Annotated in this window: 20 protein-coding genes; 3 read left to right on the top strand and 17 right to left on the bottom strand. The window is 69.1% G+C overall.

Annotation, left to right across the window (positions count from 1 at the left end):
- Both ACYP33_RS30660 and ACYP33_RS30655 read right to left on the bottom strand, forming a co-directional pair.
- Positions 1-821, bottom strand: an 821-nt coding sequence (locus ACYP33_RS30660) for a glycosyltransferase family 2 protein (RefSeq protein WP_459625003.1), incomplete at its 3' end; no start/stop codon positions are given.
- A 144-nt stretch (positions 822-965) separates the two neighbouring features.
- Positions 966-1,745 (bottom strand): glycosyltransferase family 2 protein, encoded by a 780-nt coding sequence (locus ACYP33_RS30655; RefSeq protein WP_459625002.1) that lies wholly within the window; start codon positions 1,743-1,745, stop codon positions 966-968.
- 187 nt (positions 1,746-1,932) lie between these two features.
- Here ACYP33_RS30655 and msbA point away from each other — a divergent pair, with 187 nt between their 5' ends.
- Entirely contained in the window at positions 1,933-3,717 is a 1,785-nt protein-coding gene (msbA, locus tag ACYP33_RS30650) for a lipid A export permease/ATP-binding protein MsbA (RefSeq protein WP_414451334.1), read from the top strand.
- Between the two features lie 92 nt (positions 3,718-3,809).
- Positions 3,810-4,268 carry an RcnB family protein gene (locus tag ACYP33_RS30645; RefSeq protein WP_414442702.1) on the top strand — a complete coding sequence of 153 codons (459 nt, stop codon included), beginning with the start codon at positions 3,810-3,812 and terminating at the stop codon, positions 4,266-4,268.
- A gap of 90 nt (positions 4,269-4,358) precedes the next feature.
- Here the strand turns inward: ACYP33_RS30645 and ACYP33_RS30640 are convergent, their stop codons facing one another.
- From ACYP33_RS30640 to ACYP33_RS30620, 5 genes are all read right to left on the bottom strand, one after another.
- Positions 4,359-4,997: an FUSC family protein gene (locus ACYP33_RS30640; RefSeq protein WP_459625001.1), complete on the bottom strand. Its 639-nt coding sequence runs from the start codon at positions 4,995-4,997 to the stop codon at positions 4,359-4,361.
- Between the two features lie 22 nt (positions 4,998-5,019).
- Complete coding sequence (locus tag ACYP33_RS30635) at positions 5,020-6,312, bottom strand: MFS transporter (protein WP_459625000.1); 1,293 nt, start codon at positions 6,310-6,312, stop codon at positions 5,020-5,022.
- The gene (locus ACYP33_RS30630; RefSeq protein WP_459624999.1) at positions 6,309-7,292 is read right to left on the bottom strand and encodes a PRC-barrel domain-containing protein; all 984 of its coding nucleotides are present in this window, start codon (positions 7,290-7,292) and stop codon (positions 6,309-6,311) included. The genes ACYP33_RS30635 and ACYP33_RS30630 overlap by 4 nt, the downstream gene beginning before the upstream one ends.
- Positions 7,293-7,632: 340 nt before the next feature.
- Positions 7,633-7,962, bottom strand: coding sequence for a TfoX/Sxy family protein (locus ACYP33_RS30625; protein ID WP_206128165.1), 330 nt, complete (start codon positions 7,960-7,962; stop codon positions 7,633-7,635).
- The gene (locus ACYP33_RS30620; protein ID WP_459624998.1) at positions 7,959-8,981 is read right to left on the bottom strand and encodes a LysR family transcriptional regulator; all 1,023 of its coding nucleotides are present in this window, start codon (positions 8,979-8,981) and stop codon (positions 7,959-7,961) included. The genes ACYP33_RS30625 and ACYP33_RS30620 overlap by 4 nt, the downstream gene beginning before the upstream one ends.
- A gap of 81 nt (positions 8,982-9,062) precedes the next feature.
- On the opposite strand from ACYP33_RS30620, the gene ACYP33_RS30615 reads away from it, so the two are divergent.
- Positions 9,063-10,283: an MFS transporter gene (locus tag ACYP33_RS30615; RefSeq protein WP_459624997.1), complete on the top strand. Its 1,221-nt coding sequence runs from the start codon at positions 9,063-9,065 to the stop codon at positions 10,281-10,283.
- 80 nt (positions 10,284-10,363) lie between these two features.
- Here ACYP33_RS30615 and ACYP33_RS30610 read toward each other — a convergent pair whose 3' ends face one another.
- The 10 genes from ACYP33_RS30610 to upp all read right to left on the bottom strand — a co-directional run bounded on the left by ACYP33_RS30610 (position 10,364) and on the right by upp (position 18,882).
- A complete protein-coding gene (locus ACYP33_RS30610; protein WP_414451341.1) occupies positions 10,364-10,666 on the bottom strand; it encodes a hypothetical protein in 303 nt (100 codons plus the stop codon).
- A 132-nt stretch (positions 10,667-10,798) separates the two neighbouring features.
- Positions 10,799-12,268, bottom strand: coding sequence for a ribonuclease G (rng, locus tag ACYP33_RS30605; RefSeq protein ID WP_414442684.1), 1,470 nt, complete (start codon positions 12,266-12,268; stop codon positions 10,799-10,801).
- 7 nt (positions 12,269-12,275) lie between these two features.
- Positions 12,276-12,920 carry a Maf family protein gene (locus ACYP33_RS30600; RefSeq protein WP_414442683.1) on the bottom strand — a complete coding sequence of 215 codons (645 nt, stop codon included), beginning with the start codon at positions 12,918-12,920 and terminating at the stop codon, positions 12,276-12,278.
- 42 nt (positions 12,921-12,962) lie between these two features.
- Positions 12,963-13,433, bottom strand: coding sequence for a 23S rRNA (pseudouridine(1915)-N(3))-methyltransferase RlmH (gene rlmH, locus ACYP33_RS30595; RefSeq protein ID WP_414442682.1), 471 nt, complete (start codon positions 13,431-13,433; stop codon positions 12,963-12,965).
- Between the two features lie 41 nt (positions 13,434-13,474).
- A complete protein-coding gene (gene rsfS / locus ACYP33_RS30590) occupies positions 13,475-13,924 on the bottom strand; it encodes a ribosome silencing factor (RefSeq protein ID WP_414451342.1) in 450 nt (149 codons plus the stop codon).
- 1 nt (position 13,925) lies between these two features.
- Complete coding sequence (locus ACYP33_RS30585) at positions 13,926-14,651, bottom strand: nicotinate-nucleotide adenylyltransferase (protein ID WP_459625031.1); 726 nt, start codon at positions 14,649-14,651, stop codon at positions 13,926-13,928.
- Between the two features lie 28 nt (positions 14,652-14,679).
- Complete coding sequence (gene hemF / locus ACYP33_RS30580) at positions 14,680-15,606, bottom strand: oxygen-dependent coproporphyrinogen oxidase (RefSeq protein ID WP_414451343.1); 927 nt, start codon at positions 15,604-15,606, stop codon at positions 14,680-14,682.
- Between the two features lie 149 nt (positions 15,607-15,755).
- Positions 15,756-17,033, bottom strand: a complete 1,278-nt coding sequence (gene purD / locus ACYP33_RS30575; RefSeq protein WP_459624996.1) for a phosphoribosylamine--glycine ligase — start codon at positions 17,031-17,033, stop codon at positions 15,756-15,758.
- Between the two features lie 107 nt (positions 17,034-17,140).
- Positions 17,141-17,869, bottom strand: a complete 729-nt coding sequence (locus ACYP33_RS30570) for a YebC/PmpR family DNA-binding transcriptional regulator (RefSeq protein WP_414442678.1) — start codon at positions 17,867-17,869, stop codon at positions 17,141-17,143.
- Between the two features lie 362 nt (positions 17,870-18,231).
- Positions 18,232-18,882, bottom strand: coding sequence for a uracil phosphoribosyltransferase (gene upp / locus ACYP33_RS30565; RefSeq protein WP_414442677.1), 651 nt, complete (start codon positions 18,880-18,882; stop codon positions 18,232-18,234).
- Positions 18,883-18,968 lie beyond the last annotated feature (86 nt).

Genomic DNA, 18,968 nt, shown 5'->3' with positions numbered 1-18,968 from the left:
CGCGAGCGCAGCAGCGCGCGCTTCAGGCTGCCCTCGACGGGCGGCTCGCCCAGCGCCAGCGTCTGGCCGAGCGGCTGACCGCGGCGCAGGTAGAAGCGGTCGAACGTCGCCTGCGTCATGCCCCACTTGTTGAGGAACTGGCGGCGACCGTCGTTCTTGACGACCTTGCCCGTGCTCTTCTGCTGGAAGTGGTAAACAAGGCTGTCGCCGACACCGATGAAGATCCGGCAGCCCGCATCCCACATCTTCATCGACAGGTCGTTATCGCTGCTCATGCCCGGGCTCAGTTCGCTGCTGTAGCCGCCCACCCGGTGCCACCAGTCGCGATGCACGAGCGTCGGCGGCCAGGTCGCGCCGAGCCAGTCGGCCCGCTTGAGGCTCGGGGTGGCGGCGGCGAGCGCGTCGAGGTCGAGCGCCTCGGCGTCGCGGCCGAGATCGCGCACCACCACGCACGGGTTGCCGGTGTCGCGCGGTTCGACCATCGTGCCCGACAGCATGAACAGCGTCGACGGCATCGCCTGCGCGCGCGCCAGCAGCGCGCTGTCCCAGCCGGGGCAGACGGCCATGTCGTCGTTCATGTAGACGATGTAGTCGCGCGTCGCGCGCGCGGCGGCGAGGTTCACCGCATGGCAGATGCCGATGTTGGTGGGCGACGCCGTGTGCTCGATGCCTTCCTGGCGAACCCAGTCGAGCGTGCCGTCCGAGCCGTCGTTGACGTGCACGATGATCTGGTGCGCGTGCGCGGAATGGCGGCGCAGGCTGGCCACCACGCATTGCAGGTACGGCAGGTTGTTCCAGGTCGGGATGATGATGGAGAACATGGCGGTCGGCTTCGGAAACGGGGGGCGCGCGGTGGCACGGACGAACGCGCGTGGCATGGCGTGGCATGCGGCGCGCGGCGGTGGCCCGCATTGTACTCGGCCGGCCGTGCGGGATCGAACCGGCCGTGCGGGCCGGGACGCTCGCTACGGCGCGGCTCGGTCGTCCGGTTTGCCCGCGCGTGGCGGCGCGCCGAGCTTCAGGAACCGGTAATAGACGGTCTCGGCATTGAACACCGCGATCATGAAGCCGGCGCGGCCGTCGAGAAAGCCGCGCCGCAGCACGTAAGTCCGCACGAAGGCCCACAGGCTGCGGCCCAGCGCCTTGCCGAAGCCGCCCTGCTGGCCCGCCGCGCGGCGCTGTTTGGCGCCGGCGCTCGAATAGGCATCGAGCTTGCGGAGCACCGATTCGAAATCCTCGTAGGAGTAGTGCAGCAGCTTGCCCGCGAGGCGAGCGGCCGGGCCGTCGTAAATCAGCCGTTCGTGCACCAGATCGTCGGAGAAGCGCGCGGTGCCGCGCCGGAACAGGCGCGGAATCCAGTCCGGATACCAGCCGCTGTGATGAATCCAGCTGCCGCAGAAGCTCGACAGGCGATCGACGGCATACATCTCGGCGCCGGGCGCGCGGATCGCCGCGCGAATCGCGGCGGCCAGCTCGGGCGTGACGACCTCGTCGGTGTCGAGCGAGAGGATCCAGTCGGTCGACAGTTGCGCCAGCGCGCGGTTCTTCTGCGGGCCGAAGCCGGGCCATTCGCGTTCGACCACCACGCGCGCGCCGTGGGCGCGGGCGATCTCGACGGTGGCGTCGGTGCTGCCGCCATCGATCAGCACGACCTCGTCGGCGAAGCCGAGCGCGGCGAGACAGTCGGGGAGGCGGGCGGCGGCGTTCAGCGCGATCAGCGCGACGCCGAGAGTGGGTTCGGCCATGCGGTCGGTCGTCAATCGGAAGGGGGAAGCGGGTGTGCGCGAGTATACCTGTCGGCCCTGGCCGTGCGGCCGGGGCACCGGTTCGCGGCGGTTGGGAAGGCTATAATGGCCGCCATTTTTATGATGCACGGCGTATGGCCGCCGGGCATCGCGCCGCGCGATGCGCGGCTTTGTCGAAGGACAGTCCTTGGAAAACCAGAACACATTGCGCAAGTCGATCGGAACAGGCGCCCACACATCGCCGCGGGCGGTGTTGCGCCGCCTGTGGCCGTATATCCGGCCGGTGCTGCTTACGCTGGTGCTGGCGATCCTGGCGATGGGCGTGGTGGCGGCCAGCGAGGCGGGCATCCCGGCGATGCTCAAGCCATTGCTCGATCACGGCTTCGGCGCACACAGCAGCGAGCGCGCCAAGTGGTTCGTGCCGGCCGCGATCATCGGGCTGGCGCTGGTGCGCGGGGTGGCCCAGTACGCGTCGAACTACCTGCTCAACTACGTCTCGAACCGGATTCTGCTGCAACTGCGGCTCCAGATGTTCGAGCGGATGATTCACACCGGCGCCTCGTTCTTCCAGCGCGAGACGGCCAGCACGGTCATCAACGCCGTGGTGTTCGAGGTCAACCAGATCCTCAGCGTGCTGACCGGCGTGATGATCACGCTGGTGCGCGACTCGCTGACGGTGTTCTTCCTGCTCGGCTACCTGTTCTATCTGAACTGGCGGCTCACGCTGATCGTCGCGGTGATCCTGCCCGGCATCGGCTGGCTGGTCAGCAAGATCAATCGCCGCCTGCGCCGCCTGAACCGCGAGCATCAGTCGCTGACCAACGAGCTGTCGTACATCGTCGAGGAGACGGTGGCCGGCTACAAGGTCGTCAAGATCCACAACGGCGAGCAGTACGAGATCAGCCGCTTCACCGAGATGAGCAAGCGCCTGCGCGGCTACGCGATGCGCATGACGGTTTCGGGCGGCCTCGCGCAGCCGATCACGCAGTTCCTGTCGTCGATCGCGCTGGCCGTGGTGATCACGATCGCGGTAGTGCAGTCGGCCAACGACCAGACCACGGTGGGCGGCTTCGTGGCGTTCGTCACGTCGATGCTGCTGGTGATCTCGCCGCTCAAGCATCTGATCGACGTGAACCAGCCGCTGCAGCGCGGCATGACCGCGGCCGAGCTGATCTTCGGCCTGATCGACGAACCGGCCGAGCCGAAGGGCGGCGGCCTGCCGCTCACGCAGGGGCGCGGCGAGATCGAATACCGCGACGTGTCGTTCGACTACGGCGCGAGCGAGCGGCCCACGCTCGACCGCATCGCGTTCACGGTGGCGCCGGGCGAGATGGTGGCGCTGGCCGGCCCGTCGGGCGGCGGCAAATCCACGCTCGTGAACCTGTTGCCGCGCTTCTTCGATCCGACCGGCGGGGCGATCCTGGTGGACGGCGTGCCGGTGGCCGACTACGACATCCATGCGCTGCGCAGCCAGATCGCGATGGTGAGCCAGGACGTGGTGCTGTTCAACGACACGGTGGCCGCCAACGTCGCCTACGGCGAGACGCCCGACCGCGAACGCGTGCAGGCGGCGCTGGAGGCCGCGAACCTGGCCGACATGGTGGCCGCGATGCCGAACGGGCTCGACACGCTGGTCGGCGGCAACGGCATGCGCCTGTCGGGCGGGCAGCGCCAGCGGCTCGCGATCGCGCGCGCGATCTACAAGAACGCGCCGATCCTGATCCTCGACGAAGCCACCTCGGCGCTCGACTCCGAATCCGAGCGCCATGTACAGGCCGCGCTAGAACGGCTCATGGAAGGCCGCACCACGCTCGTGATCGCGCACCGGCTGTCGACCATCGAGCGCGCCGACCGCATTCTGGTGCTCGAAGGCGGCCGCATCGCCGAGCAGGGCAGCCACGACGAATTGCTCAAGCGCGACGGCCTCTACGCGCACCTGCACCGGATCCAGTTCCAGCAGCAGGCCGCCTGAGCGTGTAACGCGCTGTCATGTCGCGCATCCGTCCCCATGTTAGGCTTGCCGCGCCGGTCGGCCATTCGGCCGGCCAACCTGGGAGAAACGACATGAAGACGTCACGTTGGCTGCTCGCGCTGTGGCTCGCCGGTTCGCTCGGATCGTCGCTCGCGTACGCGCAGCAACCCCCGCACGGCGGCGATCACGGCCCCGGCCCGGGCGGCCCCGGCGCGCAGGGCGATCATCACGGTGGTCCTGGCGGCCCCGGCGGCCATGGTGGTCCGGCGCCGCATCCGCAACCCCATCCCGGCCACGGTGGCCCTGGCGGCCCCGGTGGTCACCCGCCGCCCCCGCGCGGTGGCGAGCCGGGTGGTTTCATCGAAGGCCATCGCGACTGGCATCGCGGCGATCGCCTGCCGCAGGAATATCGTGACCGCCAGTACGTGGTCGACGATTGGCGCTCGTACAACCTGGCCCCGCCGCCGCGCGGTTATCAGTGGGTCGGTATCGGCGGCGACTACCTGCTCGTGCAGATCAGCAACGGCATCGTGCTGCGTATCGGCCAGTAAGCCGGGCGTGCTAGAACGCCGCGAGCCGGGAATCCGGCTTGCTCATGAAAAATGCCCGCTGGTGTCAGCGGGCATTTTTCATAGTGGAGATCAGTGCGGCGAGGGGGGCTCGTCGGGTGTGCCGGGCGGCGCGTTGGCGGTGGTCGGTTCGGCGGAGGGCGTGAGCGCCGGCCACCACCAGCGCTCGATTCGCGCCTGCAAGAGGCACACCAGCAGCGCACACACGGTGCCGAGCGTCACCATGCCGAGCCGGATCAGCGGGATGTCCCACAGCGGCCCGTTGCCGGGAAACAGCAGCACGATGGTGGCGGTCACGCCGCCCAGCCGCGCCGCGCTGCCGACGTTCAGACACCAGCAGATCACGATGGTCGCGGCGATCGCCACCGCATAGGCGAGCAGATGCGTGGTGGTATTCGCGCTGCCGAGCGCGGCGCCGGCGAACCCGAGCACGCCACCCGCCATCGCGCCGACGAACTGGTCGCGCGACAGGTTCATCGTGTCGGAATACTGGTGCTGGGTGACGGAGATGGCCGTCACGGCGGCCCACACGGCCTGCTCGGAGTGCAGCAGGCGGCCGATGCCGTAGGCGAGACAGGCGCCGAACACGGCTTGCAGCGCCATCGCCGTGCCTTGTCTGGCGCGCTCGCGCAGCGACATCCCCTTGAACAGCGTGGCGATCGACTGCTGGATCTGGCGGCGCGTGTCGTGCAGCGTGCGAATCGTATCCATGAATCCGGTGCGGGCTGGAGGGTCAGGCGGTTGCCGCCGGCGTGCCCGACGAACCGGACGAGTCGTCCGATTTGTCAGATTCGTCCGGCGTGTCGTCGCCGATGCCGGCATCGCGCGTCTCCGGCATGGCCGCGGCCACCAGCGCCACGGCGATCGCGCCGGCCGCGGCCAGCCCGAAGAAGCTCATGGTGTTGCCGAAGTGGTCGGCGGCGAAGCCGGCCAGCGTCGTGCTCAACGTCGCGCCGATCCCGGCCGCGAGCCCGAACAGCCCGATGCAAAGGTTGTAGCGGCCCTTGTCGCCGGCCACGTCGGCCGCGATCAGCGGCAGCATCACGCCGAACACGGCCGCGCTGATACCGTCGAGCATCTGCACCGGCACCAGCAGGTACGGGCTGCTGACGCCGGCGAACAGCAGCGCGCGTATCGGCAGCGCCGAGAAGCCGAGCAGCAGGATCGGCCGGCGGCCCCAGCGCTGCGCGGAACGCCCCACCCACGGCGACAGCATCGCGACGATCGCTTGCGGCACGATGATGCACGCCGCGATCACGAGCTGGACGTTGTCGCCCATGCCGGCCGTCACTTCGCCGGCCGCGAGGTTCAGCATCGCCGCGTTCGACAGGTGGAACAGCACCACGCAGGCCGCGAAGATCAACATGCGGCGATCGCGCAGCAGATGGAAGATCGTCTCGCGCGGCCCGTCGGCCATCGTGTTGCTGCCGCGACCCGGCGCCGGAGGCAGCGCGACCGTGTTGGTCGGCTGGATCATCGACAACGCGATCAGCGCCGGCATGGCCAGCCCGGCGGTCAGCCAGAACACGGCGCGCGCCGAGATGTACTCGCCGGTCAGTCCCATCAGGCCCGCCGCCACCGCGCTGCCGATCGACGCCCAGCGCGCGTTGCGGCCGAGCCGGTTGCCGAGGTTGGCGCGACCCACCAGCGCGAACGAAATGGCCGCCATGGCCGGCGTCAGCATGCAGCTCGCGAAGCCGTGGAACACCTCGGCCGCGATCACCGGCACGATGGTCGGGCTGACGGCCAGCAGCAGCGCCGACAGGATGATCGCCGCGATCGCCCAGGCCGCCGCGCCCTTCTTGTTCTTCAGCGCATCGACGGCCGCGCCGCCCGGCACCTGGCTGACCATCGCGCTGATCGTGCCGATCGACAGCACCAGGCCGATCTCGCCCTGGGTCCATTTGTGGGAAGCGAGATAGGACGCGATGAACGGGCCGAAGCCCGTCTGCACGTTCGCGACGAAGAAGTTGACCCAATCGAGGGCGCGCAGGCTGCGCGGGGTGACCGCGTTGCCGCCGGTCATCGATTGGCACCCGTGGTGCTGGCCGCCGGTGCTTCGGCGGGCGGTGAAACGGCGATCACCGGCTTGTCGGCCTGGTAGGGCGGCGAGGCCTTCAACTGCGCGTCGGACAGGTCGAGCAGCGCGCGCAACGCCTTGTCCTTGGTGGCGAAATGCAGCGCCGACCAGCTCGCGGCGATGGTGCGCCGGTCGGGATTCACGAGGCCGCCGAGGTCCAGCACGATGGCCTGCGGTTGAGCATCGCGGTCGATCAGCACGTCGACGATCCGGCCGATTTCCGCGCCGTTCGAGCGCGCGACGTCGGCATCGACCACCGGCAGTGTGTTCGGCGTGGCGTCGCCGTGCGACGAGCCGCTCAGCGAGATGCCCTTCGGCCGGTCGGCCGGCGGCAGCTCGCCCGCGGGCACGTCGAGCAGGATCGGCTGGTTGCGGCCGCCCGGCGTGAAGCGGAACAGGCGCCACGGGAAGCTGACCTTGCGGTCGCCGATGCCCATGAAGCCCTGCAGGTTGACGATCATGCGGTTCGGTTTGCCGGCGGCGTCGGCGATCATGTCGACCGCGCGGCCGATCACCTTGCCGTCGCGGCGGCGCACTTCGCTGTCGAGCAGCGAATGGAGCTGGTTGCGCTCGATGGTGCGGGTCTGGATCAGCGGCGGCGGGGGCGGCGGAGGCGGCGGCGCCGGTTGCGGCGGCGTCGGGCGCTTGACGACGCGCGGGCGCGGCGCCTCGCGGTGCGGCTTCTTCTGCGTGTCGGTGTCCTCGGGCGGCTCGACCTCGGAGGCCGGCTCGGGCGTGGCGATCGGCAGGCCCTGCTCGTCGAGCGTTTCGACCGCCGCGTCGACGATCGGCGCCGGCGCTTGCGGCGGGCGCAGCAGGCCGCAGCCGGACAGCATCAGCATCGCGATGAACGCAGCGGCGACGGGCACGCGCGACACGGCGAATTTCGGAAAACGGATTGCGAGACGCGGAAGGCCGCCGCTCATCTACGGGAACTCCAAGGGCCGGGGCAGGCCGCATGGGCGGCGCTGCGGCGATTGAGGGTCGATGCCGTGGCGGCACCGCGCAGGGCGTGAGTTTAACCTGTGCGCGCGGCCTGCCGTCGAAAACGGGGGCGCGCCGGGGCACGGCGGGCAGGTCGGTGGCTTGCTTCGGGGGCCATTTCGAGGCCTGCCGCGGAGCCTGTTTCAAGGCCGGTTTCGGAGCCCGTCTCGGAGCGTTCTTGTCGGGCCGCTTCCGGGTTCGCTCGCGGGCCGTTCGCCACGCCGTTCGCGGGCACGCCGGCCTTGCCGCGCGCGGTCCCGACCTGCGGCCCGGCGCACGCGTTCATTTCGGCGGCAGCGTCCGGACGAACGCCAGCGCCGCGTCGAGCAGGCGCCGCCGCACCGCGTCCTGCGCGCAGCGCTCGGGCGATACCCAGACCCAGCCCGCCATCGGCCGGTCGCCGTTGCGCATCGGCTCGATGCCCTGCATCGCCACCGCCCAGCCCTCCTTGCCCTTGCCGAGCCGCACCAGCATGCCGTCGTGGCGCGCGGCGCACAGCAGGTTGCCGTCGGCCATCCAGGCCCAGCCGCCGAACATCGCGCGGCCCGTGATCCAGGCTTCGTCGCGCAGTTCGTCGTTGAGGACTTCTTCGAGACCGAGATCGCGGGTCATGCGGGCTTCCTTGGCGGGGGCGGGGCGGGTGTGCCGACGATGGTAGACGAAGCCGCGCCCGGCTGCGTATCGACGCGACCGTCGGCCGGGGCCAGCGCGGAGAATAGCTGCTCGCGCAGCCAGCGGTGCGCGGCGTTTGCCTCGTCGCGCGGGTGCCAGGCCGCGTTCAGGCCGAAACCGCCGACTTCGACCGGCAGCGGCAGCAGGTCGAGCCGGCTGTCGAAGCGTTCCAGGAAGCGCTCGGGCAGCGCGCAGACGCAATCGGTGGCCTCCAGTACCAGCGGCGCGAGATGGTACTGCTGAACCGACATCGTCACGCGGCGCGTGCGGCCTCGGCGTGCGAGCGCGTCGTCCATGAAGCCGTGGAAGCCGCCGCCGTCGCTCGACACGATCACATGGTCGAGGGCGCAGTAGGCGTCGAGGTCGGGCGGTGCGAGGCCGCGCGGATGGCCCTTGCGTTGCGCCATGACGTAGCGCTCGCGCAGCAGCGCATGGGTCGTCATGCCAACGGGAATCGCGAAATCGGCGGCAATCAGCAGGTCCGCCGAGCCGTTTTCGAGCCACGCGCCGGCCTGGTCGTTCGGTACTGAGCGGAACGCCAGCCGCACGTTCGGGGCGCGCTGCGCCACGCGCTTGACCAGATCGACGCCGGCCATCACGAAACCGTTGTCGCTGGCGATCACGTTGAACGTCCGCGCGTCGTGTTCGGGATCGAATCCAACCCCATGCGCGAGCGCCGCCTGCAGGCCTTGCAGGGCCGCGCGCAGGGGCTCGCGGATCGCCAGCGCGCGCGCCGTCGGCGTCATGCCGCGGCCGTGCCGGGCCGGCACCAGCAGCGGATCGCCGGTCAGCTCGCGCAGCCGCGCCAGTTGCGCCGACAGCGCGGGCTGGCTCAGATGCAAACGCGCCGCCGCGCGTGTCACGTTCGCCTCGTCGAGCAGGACGTCGAGCGAGCCGAGCAAGGCCAGATCCGCGCCGCGCAGCACCGGCTGGATATCCGTCATATCGATGGCTCCCATATCAATAATCGATTTCAAATATACCAAGCATGCCCGCAGACTGTCTCCGTGATCCTTTGACGAACAGGGAGCGGACAGGCCATGACTTCAAAAGAACCGGAGCGCCATGCGTTGCGCGCACTGGCGAGCGCCAATTTCGCCGTGGGGGCGATGTCCTACGGGGTGGTCGGCGCGTTGCCGGCGCTGGCCGGTGCGTGGCGGATCTCGCCGGGGCGCGCGGCACTGCTGATGAGCGCGTTTTCGATCGCGTTCGCGCTCGGTGCGCCGCTGATCCAGATCGTGGCCGGGCACGCGCGGCGGCGCAGCCTGCTGTTGGGCGGCTTGGCGGTGTTGATCCTCGCCACGCTGGCCAGTGCGTGCGCGACGAGCTTCGCCAGCCTGCTGGCGGCGCGGATCGTGGCGGGGTTGGGCGCCGCGGCGGTCACCCCGCTGGCCAATGCGATCGGCGCGGAGATCACGCCCGTGGAGCGGCGCGGCAAGGCGCTGGCCGTGGTGTTCGTCGGCGTCACGCTGTCGAGCGTGATTGCCGCGCCGCTGGCCGCCGCCATCGCGCATGGGTTCGGTTGGCGCGGCGTGTTCGTCGGGCTGGCCGCGATCGGGGCGGCCAGCGCCGGCTGGATCGCCGCGGCCGTGCGCGACGCGTCGCACGGCGAGCGGATGCGCCCGGCCGGCCTCGCGCGGCTGCTGGCGCGCCCGGCAACCGCCGCGGGGCTGGCCGTGATCGTGCTGCAGACGGCGGCGTTCTTCTCCACCTACACGCTGATCCTGCCGCTTGCGGCCGGGCGCTTCGGCGCGAGCGCGGCGCAGGGCGGCGTGGCGCTGCTGGTGTTCGGCGTGACCGGGATCGTGGGCAATCTCGTCGCGCAGCGTCTGTCGCAGCGGCATTCGGCCGAACGGCTGCTGACGATCGTGATGGGCGCGATGGCGCCCGTGTTCGTCGCGATCGTGCTGCTCGGCGCGGCGGCCTGGGCCGACGGCGTGCGGCAGGCCGCGTTGCTCGCCCTGCTCGTGGTGTGGGCGCTGATGCAGGATCTGTTCTATCCGTCGCAGTTGCGTCGCGTGGTGTCGCTGGAGCCGGACTATCGCGGGATGGTGATCGCGCTCAATTCGTCGGGGCTCTTTCTCGGCGTTTCGCTGGGCGCGGGGATCGGCGGGTGGGTGGCCGATCACGTCGGGCTCGGCGCGCTGGCGGCGGTGTCGGCGGTGCTGACGGTGGCGGCGTTCGCGGCGTTGAGGCTGTCGCAGCGCCAGGTGATGCGGGGCGGTTCGGCGCGGGGGGCGTGCGGCGTGTCGGCGCGCTGACGCAGCAGCGAGGAAAGTGGCGCGGCCGGCATTCGATCGCGAATGCCGGCCGCGTTGCTTTGAATGAAGCGATTAGCGGCTCAGTAGCCGTGCGTGACGAGCGACAGCACCGATAGATCTGCATGCGAGCCATCGACGATCATGCTGCCCACCCGCTTCGCGTCGCGAATCGCTTCGTCGGCGGTGGCGAAGCTTTCCTCGCCGTTCGGATGAAACGGCACCGTGTGCCCGGGCAGCGCCGGGCTGGCGCCCGGATGGCAGACATAGCCGATGTAGGTATGCCGGTTCGCTACCGCGGTGGCGGGGCGGACCGTAACGTGGATTTCGTAGCCTTCGTAGGGGATCGTTTCGATCCGGGGCGGGACCTCGAGCGTTGCCGTCATGATGGCCTCCGTGTCGCCGCAGGCGATGCGTGGGTGTCGCGCACCGGGCCCGCGAAACGTTGCGTTGAGGTTTTCATTCTAGGTGAGGAAAAAGGGGGCGGCGTTTTCCCGTTCGACGGGGCTGTGCAGCACCTACATCAGCACGATGTCGTACTGCTCCTGGCTCAAATTCGACTCCACCTGCAGCGACACCGGCTTGCCGATGAAATCGATCAGCATCGCCAGATGCTGCGATTCCTCGTCGAGGAACAGGTCGATCACCTGCTGCGACCCGATCACGCGGAACTCGCGCGGGTTGAATTGCCGCGATTCGCGCAGGATCTCGCGCAGCACGTCGTAGCACACCGTGCGCGGCGTCTTCACCTGCCCCTTGCCCTGGCAGGTCGGGCAGGGTTCGCACAGCACGTGCGCCAGCGATTCGCGGGTGCGCTTGCGCGTCATCTCCACCAGCCCCAACTGCGAGAAGCCGTTCACGGTCACGCGCGTGCGGTCGCGCGACAGCGCCTTCTTCAACTCGCCGAGCACAGCGTCGCGATGCTCGGCGTTCTCCATGTCGATGAAGTCGATGATGATGATCCCGCCCAGATTGCGCAGCCGCAATTGCCGCGCGATCGTATGCGCGGCTTCGAGATTGGTCTTGAAGATCGTGTCGTCGAAGTTGCGCGCGCCGACGTAGCCGCCGGTGTTGACGTCGATCGTCGTCATCGCCTCGGTCTGATCGATCATCAGGTAGCCGCCCGACTTCAGATCCACACGGCGCGACAGCGCCCGCTGAATCTCGGTCTCGATGTTGTAGAGATCGAACAGCGGCCGCTCGCCGGTGTAGTGATGCAGGCGCGCGCTGACGGCCGGCGTGAATTCGCCCGCGAACGTTGACAGCCGCGCGAAGGTTTCGCGCGAATCGATCTGGATTTTCGAGGTGTCGTCGTTCGCGAAATCGCGCAGCACGCGCTGCGCGAGGTCGAGATCCTGGTAAAGCAGGCTGGTGGCCGGCAGCCGCTGCGCCTGCGCGACGATGGTCGCCCAGGTCTTGCGCAGGTAGGTCACGTCGGCGCCCAGCTCCTCGCCGCTGGCGTCCTCGGCGATGGTCCGCACGATGTAGCCACCTTTCTCCTCGGGCGGGATCACGGCGGTCAGCCGCGCCCGCACGGCCTCGCGCTCGGCCTCGCTCTCGATCTTCTGCGAGATGCCGATATGCGGCTCCTGCGGCAGGTAGACCAGCGTGCGCCCGGCGATGCTGACCTGGGTGGACAGCCGCGCGCCCTTGGTGCCGATCGGATCCTTGATCACCTGCACCATCAGCGTCTGGCCTTCGAACACGATCTTCTCGATCGGCGGATGCGGCACGCTGCCGTGCGGGTCGCCCGGCGGGCGCGGTTGCCAGATGTCGGCCACGTGCAGGAACGCGGCGCGCTCCAGGCCGATGTCGATGAACGCCGATTGCATGCCGGGCAGCACCCGCACGACCTTGCCGAGATAGATGTTCCCGACGCGGCCGCGCGACAGCGTGCGCTCCACATGAAGCTCCTGCACCGCGCCTTGCTGCACGAGCGCGACCCGCGTTTCCTGCGGGGTGAGATTGATCAGGATTTCTTCGTTCATGGCGGGCTCAGAAAACGACACGCGCCGCGCGCAGCAGCGCGGCGGTTTCAAATAGGGGCAGACCCATGATACCGGAATGCGATCCGTCGATTCGCTCGACAAACTCCGCCGCGCGGCCCTGGATCGCATACGCGCCGGCCTTGCCGAACGGCTCGCCGCTGGCCACGTAGCGCGCCAGCGCCTCGGCGCCGACCGGCCCGAACTGCACGGTCGAGCGCGACAGGGCCGGCATCAACGGGGTGCCGTCGGCGTCGACCACGGCCAGCGCGGTCAGTACTTCATGGGTGCGGCCGGCCAGGCGCGCGAGCATCGAGAGTGCATCGTCGGCGCTGGCGGGTTTGCCGAGGATGCTGCCGTCGATCGTCACGGTGGTGTCCGCCACCAGCACGGGCGCGGCGGGCAGGGCGCTGGTGACGAGCCGGGCGCGCGCCGCATCGGCTTTCGCGGCGCATACGCGCACCACGTAGTCGGCCGCCGATTCGCCGGGCAGCTCGGCCTCGAGCGACTCGGCATCCTCGTCGGGACGCGGCAGCAGCAATTCGAAGCGGATGCCGAGCTGGCTCAGCAATTCCTGCCGGCGCGGGCTTTGCGAGGCGAGATAGACGAACGGGTAGGTCGTGTCGGGCAGGAGGCGGCGATCGGACATCGTCATGGTTCTCGTGGTGGGCACATGACGGCGCGCGAACGCGGCGCGTCATGCGCGGTGGTAGGGGTGATTCTGCGTGATGCTCCACGCGCGGTAAAGCTGCTCGGCGAGCAACACGCGCACCATGCCGTGCGGCAGCGTGAGGCTGGAGATCCGCAGCAGCATGTCGGCGCGCGCCTTGAACTCGGGGTCGAGCCCGTCCGCGCCGCCGATCACGAACGCGACGTCGCGCCCGTCCTGCTGCCAGCCCGGCAGCGCCTGCGCGAGCTGCATCGAGGTCCAGTCGCGGCCGCGCTCGTCGAGCGCGACGATGCGCGCGCTCTTCGGCAGCGCCGCTTCGATCCGGGTCTTCTCGGCAGCCATCACGCTTTCGGCGCTGCGGCCACCCGAGCGCAACTCGGGCTTGATCTCGCGTAGCTCGATACGCAACTCGGGCGGCATGCGCTTCGCGTATTCGTCGAACCCGTCCGACACCCAGCCGGGCATCTTGTGGCCGACGGCGACGATATGCAGCTTCATGGGTGCGCACTCACTTCCAACGCTTCACGTACGCCCACGCCTCAGCTGCGGCGCAGGTGGCCGCCCTTGCGAGCCGGCTTGGCGGTTGGATCGTCCTCGCCGTCCTCGTCTTCATCGACGGAGACCGACGCGCCCGCCGGGCCGCTGCCGGCAAGCTTCATGCGCACCGGCTTCTCGCCCCAGATTTCCTCGAGGCGGTAGTACTGGCGCAGTGCCGGCTGGAGGACGTGGACCACGGCGTCGCCGCAGTCGACCAGCACCCATTCGCCGGTGTCCTCGCCTTCCGAGCTGATGATCTCGCCGCCGGCTTCCTTGACCGATTCGCGCACGCTGTTGGCGAGCGCCTTGGTCTGGCGGTTCGAGGTGCCGCTCGCGATGATCACGCGGTCGAACAGATCGGTGAGGTGGCTGGTGTTGAACACCTTGATGTCTTGCGCTTTGACGTCTTCGAGGGCGTCGACGATCACGCGCTGCAGTTTGCGAATATCCATGTCAGGAATGGTAGAGACGATGTTGAAGAATATAGGCCCAGACGGCGGCCGGGACGTGCTCGGCCTCCGCGTCGGGGACTTGCGCGCGGCGCGCGATGCACTCGCGCAGGTGGGTACGGATATCGGTGGCGGCGATATCGAATGCGAGCGTGGTATCGACCAGCACGCGGCCGGCCGGGCTGGACTGCAATGCCGCCGCGTCGGCGCGGCGTGACGCGATCTGGGCGGCCACCACGGGCGGCGCGGCGCTCAGGTCGAAGCCCGGGCGCGTGGCGACGCACACGTGCGCCAGTTCGAACAGCAATTTCCAGTCGCGCCAGGTGTCGAGCCGCACCAGTTGATCGGCGCCGATTACGAACGACAGCGAGGCGTGCGGACCGACGCGCTCGCGCCAGCGCGCCAGCGTTTCCGCCGTGTAGGTCGCGCCGGTGTGCTCGATCTCGTCCGGCGCGACGGTGATGGTCACGCCGGGCCGCGCCAGCGACGGCGCGGCGGCGCGCGTCATGGCGAGCCGGTGCTCGGCCGCCGACACGTCGCGCTTCTGGTAAGGCTGGCCGGCCGGCATCAGCACCAGTTCGGTCAGCGCCAGCACGTCGGCGAACCGCCGCGCCAGCGCGAGGTGGCCGTCGTGGATCGGGTCGAACGTGCCGCCGAGGATGGCGACCCGGTGCGGCAGCGGGTTCGGTCGGGCTTGAGTGTCCAGGACGCGTCCTTTGCTTGCGGTCAGGGCTTAGGGTTCATGATGGGCGCGCGGCTTACAGCCAGTCGCGCGGCACCAGGAAATCGCTGTAAAGACGTGCTTCCGGCGTGCCCGGTTCGGGCTGCCAGTCGTAGCGCCAATGGGCGGCGGGCGGCATCGACATCAGGATCGACTCGGTGCGGCCACCGCTTTGCAGGCCGAACAGCGTGCCGCGGTCGAACACCAGGTTGAACTCGACGTAGCGGCCGCGCCGGTAAGCCTGGAACTCGCGCTCGTGCTCGCCGTAAGGCGTGTCGCGGCGGCGCTCGCAGATCGGCAGGTAGGCGCCGAGGAACGCATCGCCCACCGCCTGCATGATCTCGAACGACTGCTCGAAGCCCGGCTCCGCGAGATCGTCGAAGAAGATCCCGCCGATGCCGCGCGTTTCGTTGCGGTGCTTGAGGAAGAAATACTCGTCGCACCAGCGCTTGAAGCTCGGGTAATACGTATCGCCGAACGGCGCCAGCGCATCGCGGCAGGCCGCGTGGAAATGGCGCGCGTCGTCCTCATAGCCGTACACGGGCGTCAGGTCCATGCCGCCGCCGAACCAGAAGATCGGCGCCTCGCCGGCCTTGGTCGCCACGAACATGCGCACGTTCAGGTGCACGGTCGGGCAATGCGGGTTGCGCGGATGCAGCACGAGCGACACGCCGAGCGCCTCGAAGCCGCGCCCGGCCAGTTGCGGGCGCGCCGCGCTGGCCGACGGCGGCAACGCGTCGCCGGAAACATCCGAGAAACCGATGCCGGCGCGCTCGAAGAACCGGCCGCCTTCGAGAATGCGCGTGCAGCCGCCACCGCGCAGGCGCTCTTCCGGGCCGCGCCGCCACGCGTGCGTCGCGAGCGGGGCGCCGTCGAACGCGCCGAGCGCGTCGGCGATGCGGGCTTGCAGGCCTTCGAGATAGGCACGTACGCGGTTCGCGTCGAAATTCGATTCGGTGGTCATGACTTGGGAAAGAGGGCGCGGCTCGCGCGTTTCGCTCGGGCGCCGATTGCCGGGATTGTAGACCTTCCGGCCTCGGTGCCCCGGCGCCGGGCGGCGCACCATGAAAAACGCCGCCCGGCGCATGCGCACCGGGCGGCGGCCAAGCGGGTTCAGCCCTGCTTGCGGTTCAGCGCGCGATGGCCGATGTCGCGGCGGTACTGCATGCCTTCGAAGTTGATCTGGTTGATCGCGTCGTAGGCGGCCTGCTGCGCGCCGCGCACCGAATCCGACAGCCCGACCACGCACAGCACGCGGCCGCCCGACGTGACGAGCTTGTCGCCATCGTAGGTCGTGCCGGCGTGGAACGTGACCGCATGGCCGTTTTCATCGGGGATGCCGTTGATGCGATCGCCCTTGCGCGGCGAATCCGGGTAGCCGTGGGCAGCCAGCACCACGCCGAGCGCGGTGCGGCGGTCCCATTCGAGCTCGACCGTGTCGAGCGTGCCCGCGATCGCCTGTTCGACGACCTTCGAGAAATCGCTCTTCAGGCGCGCCATGATCGGCTGGGTTTCGGGGTCGCCCATGCGGCAGTTGAATTCGAGCGTGCGCGGGTTGCCGTCCTTGTCGATCATCAGGCCCGCATACAGGAAGCCCGTGAAGCGGATGCCGTCGTTTTCCATGCCGCGCACCGTCGGCATGATGATTTCGCGCATCACGCGGGCGTGCATCTGCGGCGTGACGATCGGCGCGGGCGAGTAGGCGCCCATGCCGCCCGTATTGGGGCCGCGGTCGCCGTCGAGCAGGCGCTTGTGATCCTGGCTCGAAGCCAGCGCCAGCGCATGCTTGCCGTCCACCATGACGATGAAGCTGGCTTCCTCGCCGTCGAGGAATTCCTCGATCACCACGCGCGCGCCGGCGTCGCCGAGCTTGTTGCCCGACAGCATCATGTCGACGGCTTCATGCGCTTCTTCCAGCGACATCGCCACCACCACGCCCTTGCCGGCGGCCAGGCCGTCGGCCTTGACCACGATCGGGGCGCCCTTGGCGTCGAGGTAGGCATGCGCGGCGGCCGCTTCGGTGAAGGTTTCGTACTCCGCCGTGGGGATGCCGTGGCGCTTCATGAACGCCTTGGCGAAATCCTTCGAGCTTTCGAGCTGGGCCGCTTCCCGGGTCGGGCCGAACACCTTGAGGCCGCGCTGACGGAAGTGGTTGACGATGCCGGCCGCGAGCGGCGCTTCCGGGCCGACCAGCGTGAACGCGACCTGCTCGGCTTCGGCGAAGTCGGCCAGATCGTCGAGCGAGGTCAGATCGATGTTCTTCAGGCGCGCGTCCTGCGCGGTGCCGCCGTTGCCGGGCGCGACGTAGACGGTCTGAACGCGCGGCGACTGGGCGAGTTTCCAGGCGAGCGCATGTTCGCGGCCGCCGGAACCGACGACGAGTAATTTCATGGGAATCCCCGCAGACTAGAAAATGGGGCGGCCGGCGCGCATCGAGCGGGCCGGCCGCGGTACCGGGCGGTGGCCGCCTTTCACCCGAAAGACGGGCCGGTTCGCGTTCATTCGTCGCCGATGACCGCGTTCGTGTAGACCTCTTGCACGTCGTCGAGATCTTCCAGCACGTCGAGCAGCTTCTGCATCTTGACGGCGTCGTCACCGCTGAATTCGACTTCGTTCTGCGGCTTCATCGTGACTTCGGCCAGCTCGGCCTTGAAGCCGGCCGCTTCCAGCGCGTCCTTCACCGTGGAGAACGCCTGCCAGTCGCACAGCACTTCGATGCTGCCGTCTTCGTTGGTGTTGACGTCTTCCGCGCCGGCCTCGAGCGCGGCTTCCATCAGCGCGTCTTCGGAGGTGCCGGGGGCGAACAGGAACTGGCCGACGTGATCGAACATGAACGCGACCGAACCGTCGGTGCCCATGTTGCCGCCGTACTTCGAGAACGCGTGACGGACTTCCGCGACGGTGCGCACGCGGTTGTCCGTCATGGTGTCGACGATGATCGCCGCGCCGCCGATGCCGTAGCCTTCGTAGCGGATTTCCTCGTAGTTCGCGCCGTCCGCGCCGCCCATGCCGCGATCGATCGCGCGCTTGACGTTGTCCTTCGGCATGTTCGCGTCGGCCGCCTTGTCGACCGCCAGACGCAGGCGCGGGTTCGAGGCGGCGTCGCCGCCGCCCAGGCGCGCCGCCACCTGGATTTCCTTGATCAGGCGCGTCCAGACCTTGCCACGCTTGGCGTCGGCCGCTGCCTTCTTATGCTTGATGTTGGCCCATTTGGAATGACCAGCCATACCCGTTCTCCGTCGCCCGCGCGATCCGGCGGGCGTGTCTTAAGCGATGTGTTGCGGTGCGCCGTGGGGCGAAGCCGCGAGATGTCGTAGGTTCGCGATTGCGCCTGCGCGCGCGATGCCGGCGGCAGGCCCGGGCCGCCCGTGACGGGCTCCGGACGCGAAGCACGCGATTTTACCATGCGACGCAACCCGTACCGGTGCGTCTGCGTGCAAAGGGCGGGGTGTCGGAGCGCGGGGAATCGGGGCAGGATCGAAACGAAGGGCGTGCGGCGGCCCGGCCGGGATGTCGCGCGGGGCGCGGGCGGTCGGCGGCGCAGGCTCACCTGCGCACCTTGCCCGCGCGCTCGCCCGCCGTCGGCGGCTCAGTTCTTGGTGCCGAACAGGCGGTCGCCGGCGTCGCCGAGGCCCGGGATGATGTAGGCGTGTTCGTTCAGGTGCGAATCGAGCGAGGCCACATAGACCTTGACGTCCGGATGCGCGTCCTGGAACACCTGGATGCCCTCGGGCGCGGCGACCAGCGCGAGGAACGCGATCCGCTCGCCGGGCACGTTGCGGCGCTTGAGCACGTCGACGGCGTGCACGGCCGAGTAGCCGGTGGCGATCATCGGGTCGCACAAAATGAAGTTGCGGTCTTCCAGGTCGGGCAGCCGCACCAGGTATTCGACCGGGCGGTGGTCGTCGGCGCGGAATACGCCGATGTGGCCGACACGTGCCGACGGCACCAGGTCGAGCAGGCCGTCCGACATGCCGATGCCGGCGCGCAGCACCGGCACGATGGCCAGCTTCTTGCCGGCGATCACGGGCGCGTCGATCTCGACCAGCGGGGTTTCGACCCGTTTCGTGGTGATCGGCAGGTTGCGGGTGATTTCATAGCCCATCAGCATCGTGATCTCGCGCAGCAACTCGCGGAACGTGCGCGTGGACGTGTCCTTGTCGCGCATGTGGGTGAGTTTGTGCTGGATCAGCGGGTGATCGAGGATGAAGAGGTTCGGAAAGCGGCTGTCCTGGGTCATGACGGGCGGCGGAAAACGGTGCGTGGAGATCGGGAAGCGGCGCGTGTCGCGCGGCGCGGTGATGCAAGTTTACCGAAGATGGCCGG

Source organism: Burkholderia sp. 3C, assembly GCF_054589155.1.
Note: the sequence above shows the minus strand (reverse complement) of the source record. Positions and strands in the feature narration are given on the sequence as shown.

What these genes read in the sequence shown, in the direction of transcription:
- ACYP33_RS30630 (WP_459624999.1), bottom strand. Translation starts at nt 7,292, where the DNA reads ATGAGCGGCGGCCTTCCGCGTCTCGCAATCCGTTTTCCGAAATTCGCC.
- ACYP33_RS30570 (WP_414442678.1), bottom strand. Translation starts at nt 17,869, where the DNA reads ATGGCTGGTCATTCCAAATGGGCCAACATCAAGCATAAGAAGGCAGCG.
- ACYP33_RS30600 (WP_414442683.1), bottom strand. Translation starts at nt 12,920, where the DNA reads ATGACGATGTCCGATCGCCGCCTCCTGCCCGACACGACCTACCCGTTC.
- ACYP33_RS30655 (WP_459625002.1), bottom strand. Translation starts at nt 1,745, where the DNA reads ATGGCCGAACCCACTCTCGGCGTCGCGCTGATCGCGCTGAACGCCGCC.
- ACYP33_RS30635 (WP_459625000.1), bottom strand. Translation starts at nt 6,312, where the DNA reads ATGACCGGCGGCAACGCGGTCACCCCGCGCAGCCTGCGCGCCCTCGAT.
- ACYP33_RS30610 (WP_414451341.1), bottom strand. Translation starts at nt 10,666, where the DNA reads ATGACGGCAACGCTCGAGGTCCCGCCCCGGATCGAAACGATCCCCTAC.
- hemF (WP_414451343.1), bottom strand. Translation starts at nt 15,606, where the DNA reads ATGACCACCGAATCGAATTTCGACGCGAACCGCGTACGTGCCTATCTC.
- ACYP33_RS30620 (WP_459624998.1), bottom strand. Translation starts at nt 8,981, where the DNA reads ATGGGAGCCATCGATATGACGGATATCCAGCCGGTGCTGCGCGGCGCG.
- purD (WP_459624996.1), bottom strand. Translation starts at nt 17,033, where the DNA reads ATGAAATTACTCGTCGTCGGTTCCGGCGGCCGCGAACATGCGCTCGCC.
- rsfS (WP_414451342.1), bottom strand. Translation starts at nt 13,924, where the DNA reads ATGGATATTCGCAAACTGCAGCGCGTGATCGTCGACGCCCTCGAAGAC.
- rlmH (WP_414442682.1), bottom strand. Translation starts at nt 13,433, where the DNA reads ATGAAGCTGCATATCGTCGCCGTCGGCCACAAGATGCCCGGCTGGGTG.
- ACYP33_RS30640 (WP_459625001.1), bottom strand. Translation starts at nt 4,997, where the DNA reads ATGGATACGATTCGCACGCTGCACGACACGCGCCGCCAGATCCAGCAG.
- ACYP33_RS30645 (WP_414442702.1), top strand. Translation starts at nt 3,810, where the DNA reads ATGAAGACGTCACGTTGGCTGCTCGCGCTGTGGCTCGCCGGTTCGCTC.
- ACYP33_RS30615 (WP_459624997.1), top strand. Translation starts at nt 9,063, where the DNA reads ATGACTTCAAAAGAACCGGAGCGCCATGCGTTGCGCGCACTGGCGAGC.
- rng (WP_414442684.1), bottom strand. Translation starts at nt 12,268, where the DNA reads ATGAACGAAGAAATCCTGATCAATCTCACCCCGCAGGAAACGCGGGTC.
- upp (WP_414442677.1), bottom strand. Translation starts at nt 18,882, where the DNA reads ATGACCCAGGACAGCCGCTTTCCGAACCTCTTCATCCTCGATCACCCG.
- ACYP33_RS30625 (WP_206128165.1), bottom strand. Translation starts at nt 7,962, where the DNA reads ATGACCCGCGATCTCGGTCTCGAAGAAGTCCTCAACGACGAACTGCGC.